13 protein-coding genes are annotated in these 25075 nt (G+C 73.7%); 4 read left to right on the top strand and 9 right to left on the bottom strand.

Annotation, left to right across the window (positions count from 1 at the left end):
• Positions 1 to 7: 7 nt before the first annotated feature.
• From ACI2L3_RS15485 to ACI2L3_RS15495, 3 genes are all read right to left on the bottom strand, one after another.
• Complete coding sequence (locus ACI2L3_RS15485) at positions 8 to 14842, bottom strand: SDR family NAD(P)-dependent oxidoreductase (protein ID WP_404752871.1); 14835 nt, start codon at positions 14840 to 14842, stop codon at positions 8 to 10.
• A 143-nt stretch (positions 14843 to 14985) separates the two neighbouring features.
• The gene (locus ACI2L3_RS15490) at positions 14986 to 16092 is read right to left on the bottom strand and encodes an arylcarboxylate reductase (protein ID WP_404752872.1); all 1107 of its coding nucleotides are present in this window, start codon (positions 16090 to 16092) and stop codon (positions 14986 to 14988) included.
• 1 nt (position 16093) lies between these two features.
• Positions 16094 to 17065: an ACP S-malonyltransferase gene (locus ACI2L3_RS15495; protein WP_404752873.1), complete on the bottom strand. Its 972-nt coding sequence runs from the start codon at positions 17063 to 17065 to the stop codon at positions 16094 to 16096.
• Between the two features lie 596 nt (positions 17066 to 17661).
• On the opposite strand from ACI2L3_RS15495, the gene ACI2L3_RS15500 reads away from it, so the two are divergent.
• Entirely contained in the window at positions 17662 to 18132 is a 471-nt protein-coding gene (locus ACI2L3_RS15500; protein ID WP_404752874.1) for an MSMEG_6728 family protein, read from the top strand.
• A 16-nt stretch (positions 18133 to 18148) separates the two neighbouring features.
• On the opposite strand, the gene ACI2L3_RS15505 is transcribed toward ACI2L3_RS15500, so the two are convergent.
• The 3 genes from ACI2L3_RS15505 to ACI2L3_RS15515 are packed head-to-tail and all read right to left on the bottom strand — an operon-like array spanning position 18149 to position 18715.
• Positions 18149 to 18283 carry a hypothetical protein gene (locus ACI2L3_RS15505; protein WP_404752875.1) on the bottom strand — a complete coding sequence of 45 codons (135 nt, stop codon included), beginning with the start codon at positions 18281 to 18283 and terminating at the stop codon, positions 18149 to 18151.
• The gene (locus ACI2L3_RS15510) at positions 18270 to 18587 is read right to left on the bottom strand and encodes a hypothetical protein (RefSeq protein WP_404752876.1); all 318 of its coding nucleotides are present in this window, start codon (positions 18585 to 18587) and stop codon (positions 18270 to 18272) included. Before ACI2L3_RS15510 ends, ACI2L3_RS15505 begins: the two co-directional genes overlap by 14 nt.
• Positions 18588 to 18592: 5 nt before the next feature.
• A complete protein-coding gene (locus tag ACI2L3_RS15515) occupies positions 18593 to 18715 on the bottom strand; it encodes a hypothetical protein (RefSeq protein ID WP_404752877.1) in 123 nt (40 codons plus the stop codon).
• Positions 18716 to 18810: 95 nt separating this feature from the next.
• Between ACI2L3_RS15515 and ACI2L3_RS15520 the strand changes: the two genes are divergently transcribed.
• Entirely contained in the window at positions 18811 to 19344 is a 534-nt protein-coding gene (locus ACI2L3_RS15520; RefSeq protein WP_404752878.1) for a hypothetical protein, read from the top strand.
• Between the two features lie 64 nt (positions 19345 to 19408).
• Here ACI2L3_RS15520 and ACI2L3_RS15525 read toward each other — a convergent pair whose 3' ends face one another.
• Positions 19409 to 19678, bottom strand: coding sequence for a protease inhibitor I42 family protein (locus tag ACI2L3_RS15525; RefSeq protein WP_404752879.1), 270 nt, complete (start codon positions 19676 to 19678; stop codon positions 19409 to 19411).
• 212 nt (positions 19679 to 19890) lie between these two features.
• On the opposite strand from ACI2L3_RS15525, the gene ACI2L3_RS15530 reads away from it, so the two are divergent.
• Complete coding sequence (locus tag ACI2L3_RS15530) at positions 19891 to 22200, top strand: C1 family peptidase (RefSeq protein ID WP_404752880.1); 2310 nt, start codon at positions 19891 to 19893, stop codon at positions 22198 to 22200.
• A gap of 243 nt (positions 22201 to 22443) precedes the next feature.
• Here ACI2L3_RS15530 and ACI2L3_RS15535 read toward each other — a convergent pair whose 3' ends face one another.
• Both ACI2L3_RS15535 and ACI2L3_RS15540 read right to left on the bottom strand, forming a co-directional pair.
• A complete protein-coding gene (locus ACI2L3_RS15535; RefSeq protein WP_404752881.1) occupies positions 22444 to 23019 on the bottom strand; it encodes a DUF5994 family protein in 576 nt (191 codons plus the stop codon).
• Between the two features lie 157 nt (positions 23020 to 23176).
• Complete coding sequence (locus ACI2L3_RS15540; RefSeq protein WP_404752917.1) at positions 23177 to 23830, bottom strand: hemolysin III family protein; 654 nt, start codon at positions 23828 to 23830, stop codon at positions 23177 to 23179.
• Positions 23831 to 24266: 436 nt separating this feature from the next.
• On the opposite strand from ACI2L3_RS15540, the gene ACI2L3_RS15545 reads away from it, so the two are divergent.
• Positions 24267 to 24866: a hypothetical protein gene (locus tag ACI2L3_RS15545; protein WP_404752882.1), complete on the top strand. Its 600-nt coding sequence runs from the start codon at positions 24267 to 24269 to the stop codon at positions 24864 to 24866.
• Positions 24867 to 25075: the final 209 nt, after the last annotated feature.

The following is a 25075-nucleotide window of genomic DNA, read 5'->3' on the forward strand; positions in this document are numbered from 1 at the left end:
TTCTCCCTCAGGCGCCGTAATTGTTGTCGAGCAGTTCGAAGAGTTCGTCGGCGGTGGCGGTGGTCGTGTCGGCGCCCTCCGCCCCGCCGTCGCAGTCGTCCCGCGGGCGTCGGCTGTTCCAGGACCGCAGCAGGTCGCGCAGGCGGGCGCCGATCTCGTCGGCGTCGGGCGTGTCCGTGCCCGCACCGGCCAGCGCGTCGGCGAGGCGGTCGAGTTGGGCGAGGACGGGCCGCTCCGGCTCGGACGGCGCGGCAAGGCGTTGATCGATGTGGGCGGCGAGCGCGGCGGGCGTGGGGTGGTCGAAGACCGTGGTGGGCGGCAGCGCGATGCCGGTCGCCTCACCGAGGCGGTTCCTGAACGTCATGGCGAGCATCGAGTCGAACCCGGCGTCGGTGAAGGGCCGTTCGGGGTCGACGGCCGTGGTGCCGGAGTGTCCGAGCAGGGCGGCGGCGTGCGTGACGACCAGGTCGAGGAGGGTGCGGCGGCGGTCGGTCTCGTCCAACGGGGCGAGCCGGGCGGCGAGTTCGTTCGCCGGGTCCGTTTCGGGCACCGGTCCGGCCACGGGCTCCGGGGCGGCGGCCTTCGCGGTCGCGGTGCCGGCGGTCCGGCCCGGGGTGGGCAGCCAGTAGCGCTCGTGCTGGAAGGGGTAGGTGGGCAGCGGGACGTGGGTGCCGGTGGGCGGGGGCAGTACGGCGGCCCAGTCCACGGCGGCGCCGTGCGTCCACGCCTCGGCGAGCGAGGCGAGGAGACGGTCGGTGCCGCCGTCGTCGCGGCGTACCGAACCGACGGCGGCGACGGGCCGCCGCGCCCGCTCGGCGGTGTCCGCTATCGCGGCGGTCAGCACCGGGTGCGGGCTCATCTCGATGAACAGGTCGTGCCCGGCGGCGAGCAGGGTCTCGGTGGCGCGCGCGAACTCGACGGGCTCGCGCAGGTTGCGGTACCAGTAGGCCGCGTCGAGGACGGCGCCGTCGACGACATCGCCGGTCACGGTGGAGTACAGCGGCACGTCCGGCGTCCGGGGCCGCACTCCGGCGAGGGCGGTGCGCAGCGCGTCGCCGACGTCGGTGACCTGGGCGGAGTGCGCGGCATAGTCGACGGGGAGCCGCCGGGCCCGTACGGCCTCGCGTGCGCAGTCGGCGAGCAGCCCCTCCAGCGCGGCGGGCTCGCCCGCGACAACGACGGCCTGCGGCCCATTGACCCCGGCCACGCCGATCCGCTCGTCGTACGGCAGCAGCATTTCCCGTACGCGTTCCTCCGGCGCGGCCAGGGAGACCATGCCGCCGCGGCCCGCGAGGCGCAGGAGTTCCCGGCTGCGCAGGGCGACGACGCGGGCGGCGTCCTCCAGCGACAGCGCGCCCGCCACGCACGCGGCGGCGATCTCCCCCTGCGAGTGCCCGACCACGGCGGCGGGCTCCACCCCGTACGACCGCCACACCTCCGCCAACGACACCATCACCGCGAACAGCACCGGCTGCACCACGTCGACGCGCTCCAGGGACGGCGCACCGTCCGAGCCGCGCAGCACCGCGTCCAGCGACCAGTCCACGTACGGGGCGAGAGCCCGTTCGCACGCGTCGATCCGGGCGGCGAACACGGGTGAGCCGTCCAGGAGCTCACGCGCCATGCCCGCCCACTGCGACCCCTGCCCCGGGAAGACAAACACGGTCCGCGCCTCGCCCGCGCGGCCCGTGACGGCGCCGGGGGCGGGCGCCCCGTCCCCGAGGGCCGCGAGGGCGCCGAGGAGTTCCTGCCGGGTGCGGCCGGTCACCGCGGCGCGGTGGCGGAACGCGGTGCGGGTGGTGGCGAGCGCATGGGCGAGATCGGCGAGGGGCCGCTCGGGCTCGGCCTCGACGTGCTCGCGCAGGCGGCGGGCCTGGGCGCGCAGGGCGGTGGCGGAGGCGGCGGACAGCGGCAGCGCCACGGGGGCGCCGGTGAACGGCTCGAGTGCGGTGGGCGCGAGGGGGGCGGGCGAGGCGGAGGATTCGGGCGACGCGGAGGGTTCGGTGGAGGCGACGGGTGCGGGAGGCCGTGGGCCCGGCGGCACGGTCGACGGGCTGTCGGACGGGGCCTGTTCGAGCACCGCGTGCGCATTGGTGCCGCTCATGCCGAACGAGGAGACGCCGGCGCGGCGCGGGCGGCCGGTGTCGTGCCACGGGCGGGCCTCGGTCAGCAGCCGTACCGCGCCCTTGGACCAGTCCACCTTGGTGGTCGGCGTGTCGACGTGGAGGGTGCGGGGCAGCAGCCCGTGGCGCAGGGCCATCACCGTCTTAATGACGCCCGCGACTCCCGCGGCGGCCTGCGTGTGGCCGATGTTGGACTTCAACGAGCCGAGCCACAAGGGCTGTTCGACGGGCCGGTCCTGGCCGTAGACGGCGAGCAGGGCCTGTGCCTCGATGGGGTCGCCGAGAGTGGTCCCGGTGCCGTGCGCCTCGACGAGGTCGACGTCGCCGCCGGTGAGCCCGGCGGTGGCGAGCGCCCGGCGCAGGACGCGTTCCTGCGCGGGACCGCTCGGGGCGGTGAGGCCGTTGCTGGCGCCGTCCTGGTTGACGGCGGAGCCGCGGACGACGGCGAGGACCGGATGGCCCTGGCGGCGGGCCTCGGAGAGCCGTTCGACCACCAGGACGCCGACGCCCTCGCCCCAGCCGGTGCCGTCGGCGGCCTCCGCGAAGGACCGGCACCGGCCGTCGGGCGAGAGCCCGCGCTGGCGGCTGAACTCCACGAAGGCGTCGGGGGACGCCATGACGGCGGCGCCGCCGACGAGCGCGAAGGAGCACTCCCCCGCACGCAGCGCCTGCCCGGCCAGGTGGAGGGCGACCAGCGAGGAGGAGCAGGCGGTCTCGACGGTGACGGCGGGCCCCTCGGTGCCGAGGGTGTACGCGATGCGTCCGGAGGCGACACTCGTGACCGTGCCGCTGAGCAGATGGCCCTCCACGTCGGCGGCCGGGTCCTGCGGCCCGGCGCCGTACCCCTGCCCGGCGACGCCCAGATAGACGCCGCCCTGGCTGCCGCGCAGCGACGCGGGGTCGAGGCCCGCGCGTTCGAGCGCCTCCCAGGAGGTTTCCAGGAGGAGCCGCTGCTGCGGGTCCATGGCGAGCGCCTCACGCGGCGAGATACCGAAGAACTCCGCGTCGAAGTCCCCGGCTCCGTCGAGGAATCCGCCGCCACTGGTGTAGAAGGTTCCCTCGCGCTCGGGGTCGGGGTCGTAGAGGGCGTCGAGCGGCCAGCCGCGGTCGTCGGGGAGCGGCCCGATCGTGTCCCGCTCGCCCGCGACGAGGTCCCACAGGTCCTCGGGGCTGCGTACTCCGCCCGGGAAGCGGCAGGCCATGCCGATGACGGCCAACGGCTCATCGGCGGAGGAGGAGGAAGAAGAGGACGAGGACATGGTCGGCGCGGCCTGTGACGCGGGGGCGACGCCGGTCAGTTCGGTGTGCAGGTGCTCCCCGAGCGCGGTGGCCGTGGGGTGGTCGAAGACGGTGCTGGCGGGCAGCGTGAGGCCGGTGGCGGCGGCGAGGCGGTTGCGCAGTTCGACGGCGGTGAGCGAGTCGAAGCCGATGTCGTGGAAGGACCGTCCGGCGTCGACGGCCTCCGTCGAGTCGTGCCCCAGGACGGCGGCCGCCTCGGTGCGTACGAACTCGGTGAGCGCACGGTGCCGTTCGGCGCCGCCGGGCAGGGCGGCGAGCCGCTCGCGCCAGCGGGCGGCGGCCGCGTCGGGTTCCGTGCCCCCCGCCCGCCCGGACGCCACCTCGGACCCCGCCCCGGACAGCGTCTCGGACGCCGCCTCAGGAAGGTCGCCGAACAGAGCGCTCTCACGACTGGAGCGGAAGGCGGGGGCGAACCGCCCCCAGTCCATGTCCGCGACGGCGATCCCGCTGTCGTCGCGCTCGAGGGCCCGCCACAGCGCGTCGAGCGCCGCCTCGGGCGCCATCGGGACCAGGCCGAGGCGGCGCAGCCCCGCGCCGGTCCCGCCCTGCGCCATGCCCGCCCCGGCCCACGGCCCCCACGCCACACAGGTCGCGGGCCGCCCCTGTGCGCGCCGCCGTTCGGCGACGGCGTCGAGGTGGGCGTTGGCGGCCGCGTAGGTGGCCTGTCCCGCGCTGCCCCAGACGGCGGAGACCGACGAGAAGAGCACGAAGGCGTCCAGGTCGTCGCCGAGCAGCGCGTCGAGGTGTGCGGTGCCGCGCACCTTCGCTGCGGTCTCCTCGGCGAGCACCGCGGGCGTGCAGTCGGCGATCCGGGTGTCGGAGGTGACACCGGCCGCGTGGAAGACGGCCCGTACGGTGTCGCCGTCGGCGGCGATGCGGTCGAGGAGGTCCGCGAGCGCCGACCGGTCGGCGACGTCGCAGGCCGCGACGGTGGTGCGGGTGCCCGACGCGCCGAGTTCCCGGACGAGTTCGGCCGCGCCGGGCGCGTCCGCTCCTCGGCGGCTCGTGAGGACGAGGTGGTCGGCGCCGCCGCGGGCGAGGCGGCGGGCCACGTGGGCGCCGAGTCCACCGGTGCCGCCGGTGACGAGGACGGTGCCGCGTACGGTCCACTCGGGCGCACCCTGGCGCGGTCCGCCGGGGGCCGGCTCCCGGACCAGGCGGCGGCCGTGCAGGCCGTCGGCCCGGACGGCCACCTGGTCCTCGGCGCAGCCGCCGTCGGGTGCGCGCACGGTTCCGGACAGCAGGGCGCACAGGCGTCGCAGGGCGGTGCCGTCGGGCCGCTCGGGCAGGTCCACGAGACCGCCCCAGCGCCGCGGGTGTTCGAGTGCGGCGACCCTGCCGAGTCCCCAGACCTGGGCCTGTTCGGGGTGGTCGGGGCCGCTGCCGTCCACGGCGACGGCACCGGTGGTGACGCACCACAGCGGGACGTCGGCGCCCGCGTCACCGAGGGCCTGGATGAGGAGGAGGGTGGCCTCGGGCCCGGTGAGAGGGCCGAGCAGCGAAAGCACTCCGCTCACGCCGTTCGTGCCGAACGGGACGCGGGCGGCGAGCCCGGACCGGTCGGCGCCTTCGGGGACTTCGACGACGGACACGTCGGCGCCGTGCTCGGCGAGCGCACCCCGGCACGCCTCGGCGAGCGCCGCGCCGGCGGCCGCCTCGGGCACGACGAGCAGCCAGGTGCCGGTCAGCGGGGCGGGGGCCGGGTCGGGCAGGGCGCGCCAGGTGACGCGGTAGGTCCAGGCGTCGGCGGGGTCGTCGGCGACGCGGGTCGGGCGTGACGCGGGCCAGTACCTGCGGTGCTGGAACGGGTAGGTGGGCAGGTCGAGCGGGGGTGTGTGGGCCGGGGTGCCCGCGGTCCAGTCGACGGGCACGCCCCGTACGTGCAGGGCGGCGAGGGCCCCGGACAGCGACTCGGCTTCGGTGCGCCCCTCGCGCAGCAGCGGTACGGCGCGGCAGTCGTCGTCGGCGGTGCGGCACCCCTCGACGAGGCCGGACAGGACACCGGCCGGGCCCAGTTCGAGGCAGCTGGTGGTGGACTCGGCGAGCAGGGTGCGGGCGCCGTCGAGGAACCGGACGGTGGAGCGGACGTGCCGCACCCAGTACTCGGGGTCGCACAGCTCGGCGGCGGTGGCGCGTTCGCCGGTGAGGTTCGAGACGACGGGGATGCGCGGCGGCTCGTACGTCATCCGCCGTGCCACGGAGCGGAATTGGTCGAGCATCGCCTCCACGTGTGCCGAGTGGAAGGCGTGGCTGACGGCGAGTTCCTTGGTGCGGCGGCCCCGTGCCCGGAAGGCCTCGGCGAGGCGCAGCACGGGCGTGCGGTCACCGGAGAGGACGGTGGAGCGCGGCCCGTTGACCGCGGCGATCGAAACGGCGTCGGCGGCGATCGAGACGGCGTCCGCGGCGATCGAGACGGCGCCCGCAGCGCTGGAAGCACCGGCCGCGTCGGACGGAACACCCTCCCCACCGGTCGGGGCCGGCACCGCGCCCACTTGGCCGCCCCCGGCCGCGAGCAGCGTCCGCACCTCCTCCTCGTCGGCTTCCACGGCCACCATGGCGCCGCCGCCGGGCAGCGCGTCCATGAGGCGGCCGCGCGCGGCGACCAGGGCGCAGGCGTCCGGCAGGTCGAGGACCCCGGCCACGTGCGCGGCGGCGAGCTCGCCGATGGAGTGCCCGAGCAGGACGTCGGGACGTACGCCCCAGTGCTCCAGCAGCCGGAACAGCGCCACCTGGAGGGCGAACAGCGCGGGCTGGGTGCAGCCGGTGCGGTCCAGGAGTACGGCGTCCTCGGTCCCCGGGGCGGCGAACATGACGTCGCGCAGCGGCAGTTCGAGGCCCGGGGAGAGGTGGGGTGCCAGGTGGGTGAGGACGTCGTCGAGCGCGTCGGCGAAGGCCGGTTCGGTGCGGTACAGCCCGGCGCCCGCGCCCGGCCGCTGGCTGCCCTGGCCGGGGAAGAGGAACGCCGTCCGGCCGGGCGCGCCCGCGTGCCCGGTGACGAGCCGCCCGGCGGAGGCCCCGTCGGCCAGGGCGTCCAGGGCGGCGAGGACCGCGTCGGGGTCGTGCCCGAGGACGGCGGCGCGGTGGTCGAGCGCGGCGCGCCGGGTGGCGAGGACGTGAGCGACGTCCGCGAGGCCTCGAGCGGGGTGCCCGCCGGGATACGCGCGTACAAGATGGGTGCGCAGCTGGGCCGCCTGCGCGCGCAGGGCATCCGGGGTGCGGGCGGACAGCAGCAGCGGCACGGCGACACCGGTGTCAGGCGTGTCGTGTGTCGCTGTCGCTGGAGCCTCGGCGGGCGGCGGCGCCTGTTCCACCACGATGTGGGCGTTGGTGCCGCTGATGCCGAACGAGGAGACTCCGGCCCGCCGCGGCTCACCCGTCTCCGGCCAGGGCATGGACGGCCCGGTGAGGAGTCGTACGTCACCGGCGGACCAGTCGATGTGCGGGTTCGGTTCGTCGGCGTGCAGCGTGCCGGGGAGTTCTCCGGCGCCGAGGGCGAGCACCGTCTTCATGAGCCCGGCGACTCCGGCCGCGGCCTGCGTGTGCCCGATGTTGGACTTGACCGAGCCGAGCCACAGCGGCCTGTCGGCGGGCCGCCCCGCGTACACGGCCTGGAGGGCCTGCGCCTCGATGGGGTCACCGAGCACGGTGCCTGTGCCGTGCGCCTCCACCGCGTCGACCTGGTGGGGGCGCAGGCCCGCGTCGGCGAGCGCGGCACGGATCACGGTCTGCTGGGCGGGTCCGTTCGGGGCGGTCAGGCCGTTGCTCGCGCCGTCCTGGTTGACGGCGGAGCCACGGATCACGGCGAGCACCCGGTGGCCGTGGCGGCGGGCATCGCTCAGCCGCTCCAGGAACAGCACTCCGGCGCCCTCGCCCCACGCGGTGCCGTCCGCGCCCGCCCCGAACGCCTTGCACCGTCCGTCGCGGGCGAGGCCGCGCTGACGGCTGAACTCGACGAACAGGCGGGGTGTGCTCATCACCGTCGCGCCGCCCGCGAACGCCTGGTCGCAGTCGCCGCGCCGCAGCGCCTGGGCGGCGAGGTGCACGGCGACCAGCGACGAGGAGCAGGCCGTGTCGACGGTGAGGGCGGGCCCTTCCAGGCCGAGGACGTAGGAGATGCGGCCGGACATCACGCTGGCCGTGTTGCCGGTGAGGAGGTGGCCTTCGGACACCGCCGGGTCGGCGCCGGCGAGGCCCATGTAGTCCTGGCCGTTGGTGCCGACGAACACGCCGACACGGCGCCCGCGCAGTGCGGCCGGGTTCTGCCCGGCGTGCTCCGCGGCCTCCCAGGCGGTCTCCAGGAGGAGGCGCTGCTGGGGGTCCATGGCGAGCGCCTCGCGCGGCGAGATCCCGAAGAACTCCGCGTCGAAGTCGGCGGCGCCCGTCACGAACGCGCCCTGCGTGCAGTAGGTGGTGCCGGTCCTGTCCGGGTCCGGGTCGTAGAGCCCGGCCGTGTCCCAGCCCCGGTCCGCCGGCCAGTCCGTGACCGCGTCCCGGCCCTCGGTGAGCAGCTGCCACAGCTCCGCGGGACGTCGTACGCCGCCGGGAAACCGGCAGCCCATGCCCACGATGGCGATGGGCTCTCCCTCCTGGGCGGCGGAGGTCTCGTCCGTGGCCCGGGTGTCGGCGGGCGCGCCGAGTTCGCTCAGCAGGTGGCCGGCGAGGACGGCCGGGGTGGGGCGGTCGAAGAGGACGGTGGCGGGCAGTCGTACGCCGGTGACGGCGGCCAGCCGGTTGCGCAGCTCGACCGCCGTGAGGGAGTCGAACCCCATCTCGGTGAAGGCCCGTTCGGGGTGCACGGCGTCGGTGTCGGGGTGCCGCAGGACGGCCGCCGCGTGCGTACGGACGAGGTCGGTGACGAACCGGGCCCGTTCGGCGTCGGGCACGGCGGCGACCTGCTCGCGGAACGCCCCTTCCGATTCCTGGCCCCCCACAGCCCCGTCGCTGCGGCCGGTCAGCTCGGCGAGCAGCGTGGCGGTCCGCGGCCCCGTCGCGTCGGCCAACCGCCGCCAGTCCGCGTCGGCGACCACGACGAGCGCGTCGTCCTCGGCGAGGGCGCGTCCGAGGGCGGTGACGGCGGCCTCCGGGTCCATGGAGGGCAGCCCGCGGTCCCGCAGCCGGCCCGCGACCCCGTCGGCGAGCATGCCCTCACCGGCGGCCCAGGCGCCCCAGGCGACGGCGGTGCCGGGCAGTCCGGCGGCCCGCCGGGAGGCGACGAGGGACTCCAACGCGGCGTTCGCGGCAGCGTAGTTGGCCTGCCCCGCGTTGCCGACGACCCCCATGACTGAGGTGAAGACGACGAAGGCCGACAGGTCGAGGTGCGCGGTCGCCTCGTGCAGGACCTCGGCGGCGGTCACCTTCGCCCGCAGGGACTTGGCGAGCCGCGCGGGCGTGAGGGCGTCCAGCATGCCGTCGTCGAGGACGCCCGCCGCGTGGACGACAGCGGTCAGCGGGCGGTCGGGCGGCAGCGTCCCGACCAACTCCGCCACCCGCTCCGGGTCGGCGACGTCGCACGCCACCACGCTCACGGCCGTACCCGAGCCCTCCAACTCGGCCCGCAGCTCCTCCGCACCCGGCGCCTGCGGCCCGCGCCGGCCGACGAGCAGCAGATGCCCGGCACCGCGCGCGCCCAGCCACCGCGCCACGTGCGCGCCGACACCGCCGGTGCCGCCGGTGACGAGGACCGTGCCGTCCCCGAACGCCTCGTCCGGCACGGCCAGATCACCCCGCACGGGCGCGGGCAACAACCGCCGCCCCTGGACCCCGGTCGACCTCACCGCGACCTGGTCCTCATCGGTCACGGACGCCAGCACGGCACACAGCCGCCGCAACGCCCGCTCGTCCGGTTCGTGCGGCAGATCAACCAACCCGCCCCACCGGTCCGGGTGTTCGAGCGCCACACAACGACCGAGCCCCGCGACGGCCGCGTGCGCGTGAGCACCGGGCCGCTCCCCGGCCCCGACCACGGCAGCGCCCCGCGTCACACACCACAGCGGCGCGTCGACGCCCGCGTCCCCGAGCGCCTGCACGAGCGAGAGGGTGAGCGCGACCCCACCCGGCACCTCCGGGTGCTCCGGGTGCGTGCGCCGCTCGTCCGCGAGCAAGGAGAGGACCCCGACGACGGGTGCCGCCCCGGCGCGGGACGTCTCACCTGCGGCGTACGGCTCGCCGTCGGCGTGCGGCACCCCGGCAACGGGCGGCGCCCCGACACGGGACGCCCCACCCGCGACGTGCGGCTCGGCGACGGATGGCATCCCGGCGACGGGCGACTCTCCGGCGCGGGACAGCTGCCCTACGGCGCCCGAATCCCCGTCGGCATGCGGATCGGCAGCGGATGGCGGCCTGGCAACGACGGGCGACTCTCCGAGGACAGGCGGCTCCCCGGCGAGGGACAGCTCCCCTGCGGTGGGCGAATCGCCTGCGACCGGCGGGCCCTCCGCAGCGTGCGACGCCGCGACGACGGGTGGCTCCCCGGCCACGGGCGACCTCCCGGCGCCGGGCAACCCCCCTGCCGCGCGCGAATACCCGTCGGCGTACGCATCGGCGGCGGGCGGCACCCCGACCGCGAGCGGCTCGCCGGCCACGGGCGACCCGGCGCCGGACAACCCCCCTGCCGCGCGCGAATCCCTCCCAACCGGCGGATCCCCCGCGACCGGCGCGCCCCCGGCGACCGAACGCAGCGCGGCCGCCAGCTCGGCGCGGCTCGTGCCGGGGCCGTCGGTGTGGACGACGGTGAGGTCGAGGCCGAGTGCCACGAGGCCGCGTACGACGTCGTCCGCGGGACCCTCCGCCGGGCACACCGCGAGCCAGCGCTCCGTCGGCGCCGGTGCGGGCGGCAGGTCCAGCGGGCGCCAGCCGACGCGGTGGCGCCAGGAGTCGACGCGTCGCTCCCGTGTCCGTTCGGCGCGCCACGCGGACAGCGCGGGCAGCACCTCGTGCAGCGCTTCGGGGGTCACCCGCAGCGTCTCGGCGAGACGCGCGGGCTCCGCCTCGACGAGCGCCTCCCACAGCCCGTCCGTCTCGCCGCTCCCACTGGTGCCGCCGGCTGCCGGCTCCGTGGGCTCCAGCCAGAACCGTTCGCGCTGGAAGGGGTAGGTGGGCAGTTCGGTGCGGGCGGCCCCGGTGCCGGCGAAGGCGGGTGACCAGTCGACCGGGACGCCGTGCGCGTGGGCCTCCCCCAGGGCCAGCAGCATGCGCCGCAGCCCGCCTTCGTCGCGCCGGAGCGTGCCGAGCACCACACCACTCGCCCCGGCGGCCTCCAGGGTCTGCTCGACCGCCATGGCCAGCACCGGATGCGGACCGACCTCGACGAACGCACCGTAACCCGCGCCCGCCAGGGTCCGCACGGCCGCCTCGAAGCCGACCGTGCCCCGCAGGTTCCTGTACCAGTACGCGGCGTCCATCACCGAGGTGTCCAGCCACTCCCCCGTCACGGTGGACAGCAACGGTACGTCGCCCTGGACCGGTTCGATCCCTGCCAGGGCCTCCGCCAACTCCCCCTCGATCCGCTCCACATGAGCCGAGTGCGACGCGTAGTCCACGTCGATACGACGGGCCCGCACCCCCTCCGCCTCACACGAGGCCAGCAGCTCGGCAAGGGCGTCGGAGTCGCCGGACACCACCACCACCGAGGGGCCGTTGACCGCCGCCACCGACAGGCGCCCGTCCCAGGCCTCGATCAGCTCGGCGGCCCGCGCCGACGACACGGCCAGCGACACCATCCCGCCCTGCCCGGCGAGCCGCACGATCGCCCGGCTGCGCAACGCGACCACCTTCGCCCCGTCCGCCAACGACAGGCCCCCCGCGACCACCGCCGCCGCGATCTCCCCCTGGGAGTGCCCCACCACCGCGTCCGGCACCACACCGAAGGAACGCCACAGCCGCGCCAGCGACACCATCACCGCGAACAGCACCGGCTGCACCACGTCGACCCGCTCGAGCCCCTCGCCCGAGCGCACCACATCCAGCAACGACCACCCCACATGGGGAGACAAGGCCGCCTCGCACTCCCCCATGAACCCGGCGAACTCCGCCGACTCGTCGAGCAGTTCGCGCGCCATGCCCGCCCACTGCGCCCCCTGCCCCGGGAACACGAACACCGTCCCGCCGAGCTGCTCGGCCCGCCCCTCCACCACGAACGGGGACGGGTCTCCGGACGCCAACGCCCCCACGCCATCGAGCAGTTGCTCCCGGTCTCCCGCCACCACGGCCCGGTGCTCGAACCGGGAACGCGTCACAGCCAGCGACAGACCCACATCACCGATCCGCACCTCCGCACCGCACGCCTCCAGGAGCCGCGCCGCCTGCTCCCGCAACGCCTGGGGCGACTTCGCCGACACCACCCACGGCACCGGCGTACGCACCTCGGAAGCGTCCGCGGGAGGCTCGCAGGCCGCCTCCGCGGCGACGCCCTCCGGCGCCTGCTCCACAATCACGTGCGCGTTCGTCCCGCTGATCCCGAACCCGGAGACGCCGGCCCGCCGGGGCCGCTCGTTCTCCGGCCAGGGTGTGGGCTCGCCGAGCAGTCGTACGTCACCCGTGCCCCAGTTCACGTACGGCGTCGGCTCGGTGATGTGCAGGGACCGGGGCAGCAGCCCGTGCCGCATCGCGAGGACCATCTTCATGACGCCGCCGACCCCGGCGGCGGCCTGCGTATGGCCGATGTTGGACTTGAGGGATCCCAGCCACAACGGACGCCCGTCTGCGCGCTGTTGGCCGTACGTCGCGAGCAGCGCCTGCGCCTCGATCGGGTCCCCGAGCGTGGTTCCCGTACCGTGCGCCTCCACCGCGTCGACGTCCTTCGCCGACAGCCCCGCGTCCGCCAGCGCCGCACGGATCACCCGCTGCTGCGACGGACCGTTCGGCGCCGTCAGACCATTGCTCGCACCGTCCTGGTTGACCGCGCTGCCCCGCACCACCGCCAGCACCGGATGCCCGTTCCGACGCGCGTCCGACAACCGCTCAAGGAGTACGACGCCCACGCCCTCGGCGAGGCCGAACCCGTCGGCCTGCGCGGAGAACGCCTTGCAGCGGCCGTCGGCAGCAAGCCCGCCCTGACTGCTGAACTCCACGAACATGCCCGGCGTCGGCATCACCGTCGCGCCGCCCGCGAGCGCGAGCGCGCACTCGCCGCGGCGCAGCGCCTGGACCGCGAGGTGCAGGGCCACGAGCGACGAGGAGCAGGCCGTGTCCACGGTGACCGCGGCCCCTTCGAGGCCGAGTGCGTAGGCGATGCGGCCGGATGCGACGCTGCCGGTGTTGCCGGTGAGGAGGTGGCCGTTGCCGTCCGTCGCCTCGTGCAGGCGGGGGCCGTAGTCCATGGTCATCGCGCCGATGTAGACGCCGGTGCGGCTGCCGCGCAGGGTGTGCGGGTCGAGCCCGGCGCGTTCGAAGGTCTCCCAGGACGTCTCGAGGAGCAGCCGCTGCTGCGGGTCCATGACGCGTGCCTCGCGGGGCGAGATGCCGAAGAACGCGGCGTCGAAGCGGTCGGCTTCGTGCAGGAACCCGGCCTCGCGCTGATAGTGCCGGCCCGGCGCGACGTCTTCGGGGGCGCAGGCGTCCCCGGTGCTCCAGCCCCGGTTGTCGGGGAACGGCGTCACGGCGTCGGTGCCGTCCGTCAGGAGCTGCCAGAGCCGCTCGGGGCTGTCGGCTCCGCCGGGGTACCGGCAGCCCATGGCGACGATCGCCACCGGATCGTCGTCCGCGGCGGCGACACCCGCGACGCCCGCGACGGCCGTGTCGCGCCCCTCGGCGCCCGCCCGGCCCGCATGCCGGTCCCCCTGGGCCGAGCCGGCCAGCAGTTCGTCCCTGAGGAACTCGGCGAGCTCCCTCGGTGTCGGGTGGTCGAAGACGGCCGTCACGGGCAGCGCCCCGGCGCCGGTGACGGCGGCGACGCGGTTGCGGATCTCCACCGCCGTCACGGAGTCGGCACCGAGGCCGGTGAAGGTGGCGTCGGGGTCGACGGGTCCCGCGTCGCCGAGCACCGCGGCGGCCTCCTGCGCCACGACGCGCAGCAGCCGCTCGCGCTGTCCGGTGGCGGTGAGGCGGGTGAGTTCGTCGCGGAGGGCGGCCCCGGGGTCCTCCGTGCCGGCGTCGTCGTCCGTCTCCCGCGGGCCGGCGGGGAGTTCGGCGGGGCGGGCGCCGAGCCCCGCGAAGACGGCGGTGCGGTCCGGGTCGACCCCGTGCGCGTACGCCTCGCCGAGCGCGGTGAGGAACCGCGCGCGGCCTCCGTGGCCGCGGCGCAGGGTCGCGCCGATGTGGGCGTCGACCGCCTGCTCGGCGGCGGTCGCCTGGAGCGCGGTGGTGAGGACCGGGTGTGGGCTGACCTCCAGGAGGGTGTGGTGCCCGTCCCGCAGCAGGGCCGCGGTGGCTTCGTCGAAGCGGACGGTGTTGCGCAGGTTGCGGGCCCAGTAGGCGGCGTCGAGGACCGGAGCGGGGAGCCGGTCGCCGGTGAGGCCGGAGTAGTACGGGAGGTCGGCGGGGAGCGGGCGGACAGGGGCCAGGTCGGAGTGGAGACGCGGCACGATGGCGTCGATCTGCGGGGAGTGGGCGGCGAGCCCGACGGCGATACGGCGGGCGTGGACGCCCTCGGCGGTGAGCCGGGCGACGAGTTCCGTGGCGGCGGCGGTGCCGCCCGAGACGATCACGGAGCTCGGCCCGTTGACGGCGGCGACACCCAACTGCCCGTCGTACTCAGCCAGTCGGGCTCGTACGTCGGCGACGGGAGCCATGACCGAGACCATGTCCCCGCGCCCGGACAGGGTGGCCTGCGCCTGGCTCCACCGGGCGACGACGCGGGCGCTGTCGTCGAGGGAGAGCGCGCCGCTGACGGCCGCGGCGGAAATCTCGCCGCAGCTGTGGCCGATGACGGCGGACGGCTCCACGCCGTGGTCGCGCCAGAGCCCGGCGAGGGCGACGCCGACGGCGAACAGGGCGGGCTGCACGACGTCGGGGCGGTCCAGGGCGGGCGCGCCGTCGGCGGCGCGCAGCACGTCGATGAGGGACCAGTCGACGAAGGGTTCGAGGGCCTGCGCGCAGGCGTCCACGCGCTCCCTGAAGCCGGGTGCGGAGTCGAGGAGTTCGGCGGCCATGCCGGGCCACTGGGAGCCCTGTCCCGGGAAGACGAAGGCGACGCCGGCGCCGGGCCCGCCGGGGCCCTCGACGAGGCCGGGGGCGCCGTGGCCGCGGGCGAGCGCGTCGAGGCGGTCCAGGAACTCCTCGCCTTCCCCGGCCACGAGGGCGGCGCGCCGTCCCTCGACGGTCGTGGCGTGGGCGAGGGCGAGCCCGATGTCCGCGGGGTTCCACTCGGGCAGGGTGCGCAGGTGGTCGCGCAGTCGTCGCGCCTGCGCCGCGATGGCGCCCCTGCTGTCGCCGGACAGGGTCCACAGGAGGGAGGTCCCGGCGGGGGACTCGGGCACGTTCACGCCATGGCTCCTCAGCACGCACAGGGGACAACGGGACAGGGACTGCGGGCGCGCCGGGGCGCCGGGACGCGGGGCCGCTCGGCTCGCGGTCCGGGTCGGTGCGGGTGGCTCTCGGGGCGGGTGGCTCGCGGGGTGAGCGGCCGTCAGTAGAGGCCTTCGGGCGCGGTGTTGGCGATCTGGAGGGGACGGACGTCGGCGACGCCGTCGCAGGGCCACTCGGGGTCGAGGTGGCGTGCCGCCTGGTCGCGTTCGAGGATGTTGGGCAGGAACAGGTCGTCGTGGAGGACGGTGAGGCGGACCTGGCCGGTCGCGCCGGGCGCGACGACCGAGCGCCAGTCGTCCTTGCGCACCACGGCCATGGTCACCTGCGGATAGTTGGGCATGTACGGGATCGGGCCGCCGCTCTCGGGCACGCCGAGGAAGGCGGCGTTGCCGAAGGTGTTGCCGTAACTGATGCCGCAGATCCCGCCGTCGAGGGCGGCGCGGAAGTCACGGAGCATCGCGGCGTTGATCTGAGTGCCGCTCAGGCGTGCCCCGGCGAGGGCCGCGACGCGCTCGGGCGCGCGTCGGCAGAGCGCCGCGAACAGGGCGGGGGTGGTGTTGAGGTAGTCGATGCCGGGCTGGTCGAGGGCGTCGGTGATCTGGTCCAGGAGGTGGTCGGTGTAGTGCCGGACGTCGGCCGGGCGGCCTTCGCGGATGAGGCGTTTGACCCAGCGGGGGTCCATGTCGATGGCGTACACCAGGCCCGCGTAGAGGTCGGCGACCTCCCAGACGCCGTGCCCTATGAGGTGGGGTCCTGTGGGTGTCGCCTGGAGCCAGCCGCGGCCGGGCGCGAACCCTTCGTGGACGAAGGACCAGCGGCGCCAGACGGCGCGGTGGCGGAGCATGTCGGGTGTGTAGAAGACGCGGCAGGGGGTGCCGGTGGTGCCGCCGGTGTCCCAGACGCGGCCGGCGAGCGGCCGCCGATGGGCGCGTGGCACCAGGTCCGCCGGGTCCACGCCGCGCAGGTCGGTGAGCGGGAACGGGCCGAAGGCGATGAGCTCCTCGTGGCGCGTGATGTCGTACGGGTCGAAGTCGAGCCGCTCGCGACGGCTCAGCCAGTAGGGGCTGCCGGCATCGGGGTCGAAGGTGCGCCGCACGACCCTGCGGGTCCACGCGTCGATGTCGGTGTCGAGCCACTTCTTGACGAGCACGTCGGGATCGGCCGCCGGGAAATCTTCCGGACCAGCCGTGTGCTCGGCCCCCCGCATATCAGCGTTCCCGTGTGCCGGAGTCGCCTCCGGAGAAGCCGATTCCCAGATCGTAGGCAGTACTGACGGCGAGTTGTATATGCTCGATGCTTTCCACATGAACAACAGGGAACGGGAAAGCGAGCATTCCTTCAGGGATCGCGGGTCCCATGACGAGGCCGAGGCGCACGTCGTGGCTCCGCATTCCTTCGTAGATGTCGACGAGACTTATCGGATCCGTGGGATTCCGCTCGAACATTTCGCGCACCTCGTCCGCCGTTTTCAGCTCTCCGCGCTCCAGGCAGGAGAGCAGCGGAATGCGGGGTGCGGTGAACGGCATTTCCGCCAGCTGCGGCGCGATGAAGTCGCGGAAGGGCTTGCGCAGTGGGGAGTGCACGGCGATGGTGCGGCCGGGCAGCGGCACGATCGCGCCGGGGGCGGACTCGGCGGCCAGGGCCTCGATCGCCGTGCGGTGCCCGGCGAGCATGACGATGCGCTGGGATCCGTCCACGACCGGTCCGAAGTCGCCGGCGAGGTGGATGTCGGGGCGTCCGTCCCAGGGCGGTGGGTCCTGCGCGTCCTCGGCCCGCACGAAGGCGAGGGCCATCCCCTCCTCCACGGCGTCGGGCCCGGGACCTGGGGCGTCGGCCGTCCGGGCCAGCATGGTGAACAGCGACCGGCGGTCCAGGGCGCCGGCCACGGAGCTGGCGGTCATCGCGCCCAGGCTCAGCCCGCCGACCACGTCAGGACTCAGGCCCGCCTCCGCGAGGAGGTCGTGCACGGCGACGGCGAGCGCCGCCTCGCGTATCGTGCCGGCGCTCTGCCGCTGCTCCCGCCCCTCGGGAAGCTCGCCGCGCAGAATCTGCTCGGCCGGAAGGCCGGTCCACCCGGATATCTCTTCATAAAGCTGTCGTACGAGCGGTGACGCCTCATACAGTTCGATCCCGTGCGGTTCGGTGCCGACGCCACCGCCGAATAAGTACCCCAGGGGCATGCTTACTCCTGTCACACTTCGGAATCACTCTTGCCGTACGAACTCAGCGCCGAGTCCGAACCACCTATGGAGACCTTCCCACGCCTGGGCGAAGGAAATCCACAACGCCCATAAACAACCGTAAACAATCGGACGTCGAAAGGTACGGGAATGCAACTTCGGCGAGCCTAACATCGGGGCCGCGGTGGCAGAACGGCACCTTCTCGATCCGGCCACCCTTTATGTGCGCCGCCACGCCATGGCGGAATGACAGGAACAAGCCAGCACCGAACGCCCCGCACGGCACGTGATTCGAATACGTTCCGCACGCCATGGCGGGTACCCGCGGGGTCGGGAACGCGCCGCTGGCAGGTGCCAGCCGGGGTTGCCGGACGGGCAGGACGACACATTCGCGCAACGTGCCCGACCGCGGCCGGTTCGCCGGAAGTGGCGCGAACCCTTGGTCGGCCGTTCGACGAATCCCTCGCACGAGCGCACGCCCCCGAACAGAAGACCGCTTCCGGCCGTCCTCAGCTCCTCGTGGAGTTGGCGCGTCTGCGGCCGTATCGCCCGTACAGGGAGGGGTGGTAACGGGCCCGCCGCGGTAGGCATCCCCCGTGCAGACCTTCCTCCCGTACCCCGGCTTCACCCGCTCCGCCACGGTCCTGGACCGCGCCCGCCTGGGCAAACAGCGGGTCGAGGCCCTTCAAGTGCTGCGCGGCCTGACCGTGCCCGGCTACGGGTGGCGGCACCACCCCGCGGTACGCATGTGGGCCGGCTACGAGGAGGCCCTGGTCCGCTACGGCCTCGACGTGTGCGCGGTATGGGTGGCGGAGGGACGCCCCGACACCTGCGCCGCCACCCTGCTCACGGACTTCACCCGGCATCACCCCGGCGCCTCCGTACGCACCCAGGACGAACTGGCCGACGCCGGCGAGCTGCCTCCCTGGCTGGGAGACCCGGCCTTCCACCGCAGCCACCAGTCGGCCCTGCTGCGCAAGGCACCGGACGTCTACTCCCCCCTCTTCCCGGACGTCCCCGACGACCTGCCCTACGTCTGGCCACCCTCCGACCGGACCACCTCGTGACCACGCTCAAAGGGACTCAACGGGTGAGTCCGGCGTCGCGGGCCACCAGTGCGGCGTGGACGCGGTTGGTGACGTCCAGGGCGGCCAGGATGGGGCTGACGGCCGGCCCTACCATCGCGGCGAGCCGCGTACCCGGCTCACTGATCGCCACGGAAGTGCTCGCGCAACGCATCGCCGCAGTCGTCCTCGGTACCGACCCGGACCCGCGAGAAACCCAGCACTTGGTCTTCCGCGCCTTCCTGTTCGGCCTTCGCCTTCGCCTTCGCCAGCTGCGTCTCGATGTTCGCGATGTACTCGGCGCACTCGGCACTGACGGGCTTCTCGGGCTGCGGGTCCGGCGCCGAGGAGGCGTTCAGTCCGGCGGTGGCGGCGATGCCGACCGCGCACAACGCCACCCACGCGGCACCCCACGCGCGGCGACTCATCCGTATCGGCATATCGGCTTGGGCATCCACGCATCCTACGAGCGCCGCACCAGTATGAGGTCGAGGAGAAGACGCGGCAGGATGTCGTCGGTCGGCTGGACGGACAAGCCGTGGATGGTGGCGTCGTGCCACCCCATGTCCGTTGCCCATGTCCGCATCTAAGCAGACACCGCAAGGTGGCCGCCGTGCCGCAGGACGTCGCTGGCCCGCTGGCCCGCCGGGACGAACGCCTGGAGACTCCTGTGCTGTGAACATGGGAATCTCTGGTTTCGAGCCGTCCTTCCTGATCGGGGTCGACGCGATTCGCCGGGCGCACGGCTCACGCCTGGCTGCGCTCGCCGGTAGGCGGCTGACGGGGTTCGCGCTGGTGCGGTTCGCCGAAGACGGGGACTGGTTCGCCGACTGCCCGGTGGTGCTGGACTTCGACGGGATCCAGGTGGAGGTCCAGCACTGGAAGTTCGACGAGCTCTCGATCAGCTGGAACACCATCGACACCGCGGTGACCATCGCCGGGTGGGAGTCGTCGGAGTTCACGCCGCGGTGGTCTCACAGCGATGAGCGCCTCGAACCGTTCGTCGGCCATGAACTGCGGGAGGTCACGCTCCTCGAATGGCTGCCGCCAGAACATGACCTGGCGGCAGGAACCGTGGCGGTGGAGTTCGTCTTCGCCGGCGGCTGCCTGCGGATCGTCAACGGCCTTGATGAGAACAGCATCGAGGTCGGTGCGGCCCACCTGGATTTCGTCCGACACGGGCTGGGCCACCGGCCGGTGCGGGGATGTCGGTGAGCCGCTCCAGTAACTGATCGCGTGCCAGTCAGCCCTGCCCTCGCCCCCCCCGAGAGCCACAACCTCAACTCACCACCACGGCAAGCGCGAACCGCGCGACGGGCGCGGTTGTGTCCCACCACGATCGGCGCAGGTGGAGCTCGAGCTTCGCGCGGCCGACGGCGTACGCCCGGAAGGTGAACGTACGCGCTCCGCCGGCGCCGAGCGCGGTGGTGGCGCCCGGCGCGAATTGGTCCCCTTGCCCGGCGAAGACGTCCGGGGCCCCGGAGGCGAGCAGCCACAGATGGCCGGTCGTGGGGTTCTCCCGCAGCGTCACCACCACCAAGTCCCCCACGTGTACGTGAATTTCACGGCCGTGGTCACTCTCGGTGCAGGTCACCTGCGGCACGGCAGCCCCCTCACCCCGGGCAGGCCCAACAGTACGGGGCCGCACCGGACTTGACGCCTCTTTCCGGTCATTGCCGCGCCAGGTCTGGCTGAATCGGACACAGCGGAGCAAAGTGACCACTCTCAATGGCGGCCCAGCCGGCTTCTCGGGGGGACACAATGGCACCGGAACCGCAGCACCTGGAAGAGATCCAACAAGCCATTGCACGCGACAACGCCGACTGGCAGGCCGAGAGCAACCCGCTGACACGGCTGCCGCTGGAAGAACAGCGCCGCCGCCTCGGCTTCGTCCCCGGCCCCAACGACCCGTCGCTGGCCGAACGCGAAGCGGTGGCCCTGCGCAATCGGCCGGGAGCGGCCGGTCCGGAGTCCGCCGCGCTGGGCGCGCCCAGCGCGTACGACCTGCGCGACGTGGACGGCCAGAACTACATCACGCCCGTCCGCGTCCAGGGCAACTGCGGCTCGTGCGTGGCCTTCGGGACGCTCGCCGCCGCCGAGGGCACCTTGCGGGTGGCGCTGAAGAACCCGGACCTCGAGATCGACTACTCCGAGGCGCACCTTTTCTACTGCCACGCGCGCAGGGAGGGCCGCAACTGCGACAACGGCTGGTGGGTGGACCGCGCGCTCGAGGCCATCAAGAAGTCCGGTGTCGTGGACGAGAACTGCTATCCGTACACGGCGGGTGACCAGAACTGCTCGAACCTCTCCGACAGTGCTCCGTCCCGGCTCACCTACATCGAGAACTGGCGCCGCTTCGTCACCCCGGCCTCCATGAAGATCTGGCTGGCCGGTGAAGGACCCCTGATCGCCTGCTTCTCGGTCTACAAGGACTTCATGTACTACCGCGGGGGCGTGTACCGGCACGTGTGGGGCGAGTGGCTCGGCGGGCACTGCGTGTGTGTCGTGGGCTACGACGACGAGGGTGGCTACTGGATCTGCAAGAACAGCTGGGGCGCGGACCGGGGCGAGAGCGGGTTCTACCGCATCGGCTACGGCGAGGTCGGCATCGACGCCGAGATGTGGACCGTCGAGGGCATCCGCAGCCCCTTCGCGGTGCGCGACGCCTCCTTCGTGGCGCAGTCCGTGCCCACGGCGATGGTTCCCGGACAGGCGTACGACGTCGCCGTCACATTGCGGAACACCGGCATCCAGGCCTGGACGCCGGGCCGCAACTACCGCCTGGGCTCGCAGCAACCGCAGGACAACACGGTGTGGGGCCCCGGCCGCATCGACGTACCGCACCGGGTGCCGACCTGGGGTGAGGCGACCTTCGCGTTCCGCGTCACGGCGCCCGCGCAGCTGCCCGCCCACCACCAGTGGCGCATGGTGCAGGACGCCGTCGAGTGGTTCGGCGAGTTCACTCCGGACGTCCTGGTGGAGGCGGCCGGCGTGACCGTGCGCTACGGCTCCACGCTGCGCGTCCGGCACGCCGCGAGCTGGGCCAATCTGCACTCCCACACCCATCCGTACGGTCACCCGGGCTCGTCGCGGCAACAGCAGGTCACCTGCTACGAAGGGGCCGACGACAACGACCTGTGGATCGTGAAGGGGCCCGACGGGACACCGCCGGAGCACCGCGTCGGACAGCACGTCGCGCACGGCGACCTGGTGCGCCTTGAGCACATGGCCACCCGCCGCAACCTGCACAGCCACGCCGGCATCCCCTCCCCCGTCACCGGGCAGCAGGAGGTCACGTGTTTCGGCGAGGCCGGGCAGGGTGACGGCAACGACACCTGGCGGGTGGAGATCGAGGGCGGCGGCACCTGGCAGGCGGGCCGGCAGATGCGCCTGATCCATGTCCCGACCGAGCACGCCCTCCACTCCCACCAGGGCTTCGCGCATCCGGACTGGACGATGGGCCAGCAGGAGGTCACGTGCTTCGGCAAACGCGACGCCAACGACCTGTGGTTCGCCTCCGACTTCCGGGCGCGCGACGCGCGGTTCGTCTCGCAGCTGGTGCCCACCACCATGGTGCGCGGCCAGGGCTATGACGTGAGCGTGACGATGTGCAATGTCGGTACGGAGACCTGGACGACGGTCGGCGCCTACCGGCTGGGCTCGCAGAGTCCGCAGGACAACACGGTGTGGGGCCTCGGCCGCGTCGAACTGCCGCGCCCGGTCGCCCCGGGCGAGCAGGTCACCGTCCCGTTCCAGGTGACCGCGCCCGCCACCACGGGCGTCACCCATTTCCAGTGGCGGATGCTGCGCGAGGGCGTCGAGTGGTTCGGCGCGCTCTCGACACACACGGCCGTACGCGTCTACATGACGCTCGAGGAGACGACGGTCCCCGATGCCACCGGCCTGAGCCGCAGCGCGGCAGGAAACACGATCCGCGCCGCGGACCTCGTGCCCCGCTTCAGCGGTGCCCAGGGGGCCCGGGTGGAGGTATGGAGCCAGGAGCCGACGCCCGGGTCCCGAGCGCGGCGCGGCAGCACGGTGACGCTGAGGATGGTCCGCAACGATCAGTAGGGCTTGGTCCGGTGGGTGCGGATGGATGGCTCAGGCGGTCAACCGCACGGCCCCAGGGGGGTGCGTCAAGTCAGCGTTGCCCGTGTGCCCGGTGGACACGGCGGCGTGGGCGCAGGCGCCCTCGTCCTCCGTCCCGGTGATCGCGACGCTCGGGAGCGGCGGGCGGCCGGGGCAGAACCGGGGGCAGTCGGGTGGTGCCGCCGCGAGCGCCTCGGCCGGCGGGCAGGGACACGTCCATAGCGATCACGACCCTGCTCCCGGACGACGGGCCAGGACCAGGGCGGCCGCCTGGGGCAAGGACGCGCCGCCCTCGAACTCCCACGCCTCCTCGGGATCCTGTACCTGTCCGGCGGACGAGTCGCCGTGGCGGGCTTCCTCCGCGGCCAGCAGTGCGCTCGCGGTCAGAAGCGCCCCCGTGGGGTCGCTCACGGCGGCCATCAGCCGGGCGGCGGCGGCAGGGCGGGTCTCAGGTGGAATCACCATCAGGTCCCAGCGTCCGACACCGTAGGAGAGCAGCAGGATCTTGTGCGGGTCGAGCTCCGTGGTGAACCAGCCGACATTCACCACGTGCCCGCGGACGGGCACCTTGCGCGGGATCACGGGCCAGTGAGTGGGATTGACGGCGATGCGGGTGACGCGCCCCCAGTGCGGGTCCAACGCGTCGGTCAGGTCGGGCAGTTCACGCAGCAGGTCGCGGGAGCGTGGCCACCACGCGCCGTCCAGCAGGCCACGGGGGGTGCCCGGGGCTTTCAGCGAGAGGCGGGCGGCCGGTACGGCGGGGTCCCTGGGCGGCGGGAGAAGGCTGATGGTCGCGGACATGGCGCGAACCCGTCTCCGGACAGCTGCCCGGGAGCGGCTGGCCGGCGTATTTGCTCACCGAGAACGACTAGGGCGCGGTGGCCGGTGTACGACATGCTCTCGGTACCTCCAGACTACTCCCCGGTCAGGCGCAACGGACTGTGGGAGTCCTTGCTTCTCAGTGGACGGCCAGGGAGATGGCGATGTAGTGCGCCGTGAAGGCCGCCACGGTGAAGGCGTGGAACACCTCGTGGAAGCCGAACCAGCGCGGTGAGGGGTCGGGGCGCTGGAGCGCGTAGACGACCGCGCCCGCACTGTAAAGGAGACCGCCGACCACGATCAGGATGAGTACGGCTGCCCCGCCGGTGTGCAGGAAGTCCGGCAGGTAGCGCACCGGTGCCCATCCCAGGGCCAGGTAGCACGGGGTGTACAGCCAACGCGGAGCTCCGACCCACAGAACCCGGAAAGCGATGCCCGCCAACGCGCCGGCCCACACGATCCACAGCAGCACGGCCCGCCGGTCCGGCGGAAGGAGGACCACCGCGAGGGGCGTGCAGGTTCCGGCGATGATCAGGAAGATGTTGGCGTGGTCGAGACGTCGCAGAAGGGCTTCGCCGAGCGGCCCCCAAGTGCCGCGGTGGTAGATGGCGCTCGTCCCGAACAGCAGCCAGGCGGTGACCGAGTACACGGCGCAGGCCGTAACCGCCTGCGGGGTGTGAGCCAGGAAGATGAGCGCAATGCCGGCGATCAGCGCGGCGGGGACCATTCCGGCATGGAGCCACCCTCGCAGCCTGGGTTTGATCGGTTCGGCCAGGTCGGCCGCCCGCTCCACCAGATCCGCGACCGGGTGCCCGTTGCCACCGGAACCGTCCCCCCGTGATCCACAGCGCGGCTCATCATCACCACGTTCTCCACGTTCTCCACGCGCTGGCGCGATGTGCGTGTTATCGGCTTCAACGGCGTCGCGGGCCACAGCTTCCCGCCCTCCCTCGCACTCCTCGGCATGACCGGTGACCAAGTCGCCATGTTAAAAGAACTGACCCTGGCAGGGCTCTGGGGCCTGCAGGCTCGGAGGGCCGACGGCGAGGCGTTTTTGATGACGCGAGCCGAAATAGTGATTTGCGGCCAAAGTTTGCTGATTCCGTCCACTTGGAGACATTTGATCAGTATTTGGGATGTGTGACACGTTCCGTTTCCCCTAGGTTGGAAACCGTCAGGCGGAGTATCTCTCCGCCTGAACAATCGAAGGAAGTCACACCATGCGCACCATGCGCGCAACCACCGCCAGGACCTTCCTGATCGCCACGATCGCCGTAGCCGGCCTCACCGTGTCGCCCGCCCTCGCCTCCGCCCAGCCGGGTACGGGCAGCGCCCGGGCTCACAGCGCCGCCGGGGCCCCCGGCAGTAACGGGGCGAACGGCGTTGGGGTCCTCGGCGGTATCGGTGGCCTCGGCGGCACCGGTGGCGCCGCGGGTGCCAATGGCAACGGCGGCAACGGAGGGGCCGGAGGCAATGCCGGCGGCGTCGCGAGTGTCGGCGGACTCGGCGGCACGGGCGGGGCCGGCGGCGCCAACGGCAACGGCGGCAACGGCGGTTCGGGTGGCGAGGCCAAGCTCGGTGGCACCGGCGGCAAGGGCGGCGTCGGCGGTGTCGGCGACGCCGGGGCCGGAATCAACGGCGGCAAGGGCGGCAACGGCGGCGCCGCCATCGTCAGTGGCGGCCACACAGGCGGCACGGGCGGCGCCGGTGGCGCGGCCAGCCCGGTGTGCCCGGGTAAGCCCGGCGGCAATGGAACCGCGGCCACGATGTTCGCGGACGGCACCACCGGCGCCACGGGCGCTGCCGGCAAGACCACTCTCCCCTGCTGAACATCCCGCCCCAGCACTGCTGAGTGCCGTCAGGCACTCAACGGGGCGCGACGAAGCCCATAAGGCACCCGGCCAAGATCCCTTGGCCGGGTGCCTTACGTCGTAGCGGTCCGTCCGCACATCGGGCCCGGCCGCACCTCTGACGTCTCCAGGCGTGACCTTCGCTGCCGCAAGGTCGATACTGCCGACAGCGGCTCTCCGGCCGTGCA

Source organism: Streptomyces sp. NPDC029674 (assembly GCF_044903205.1).
Lineage (GTDB): Bacteria > Actinomycetota > Actinomycetes > Streptomycetales > Streptomycetaceae > Streptomyces.